This window comes from Wolbachia endosymbiont of Tuta absoluta, assembly GCF_059414725.1.
On sequence record NZ_JBNRJY010000269.1, the window covers coordinates 1 to 617 of the forward strand.

General features: G+C 46.0%; 1 rRNA gene. It reads right to left on the bottom strand.

Features of this window, described 5'->3' with window-relative positions:
• Nucleotides 1–617, bottom strand: a 23S ribosomal RNA gene (locus tag ACJ5GX_RS02970); the annotation flags it as partial.

Here is a 617-nt window from a genome sequence, read left to right on the forward strand (position 1 = left end):
CAGGTCGGAACTTACCCGACAAGGAATTTCGCTACCTTAGGACCGTTATAGTTACGGCCGCCGTTTACTGGGGCTTCAGTTAATGCCTTCGAGTTACCTCTAAGCACCTTCCTTAACCTTCCAGCACCGGGCAGGTGTCAGACCCTATACAGCATCTTTCGATTTAGCAGAGTCCTGTGTTTTTGATAAACAGTCGCCTGGGCCTCTTCACTGCGGCCACCATTGCTGATGGCGTCTCTTCTTCCGAAGTTACGAGACTATTTTGCCTAGTTCCTTAGCCACGACTCACTCGAGCACCTTAGGATTCTCTCCTCGACTACCTGTGTCGGTTTTGGTACGGGTTGCTTCAATTCGGCTTTTCTTGGATCGATCCGGGTCTTGAAGAATCGGAACTGGTTTTTTGTGCGATGCTGAAACTTCATTTCAGCTCCAAAGAAATTGCCGTTTATACTTTTATCCAACACAGAACGGTACAGCAGAAAAAATACAGAATACGGAAAAAATTAAATATTCCCCAGGATATGGATATTTATTTATTCTTTGATCGATCGTAAGTTCCGTTTCCTCCAGCTCCTGCACAGGACGACATCGTTGCGTTCTGAGTCTTCAGAACATCA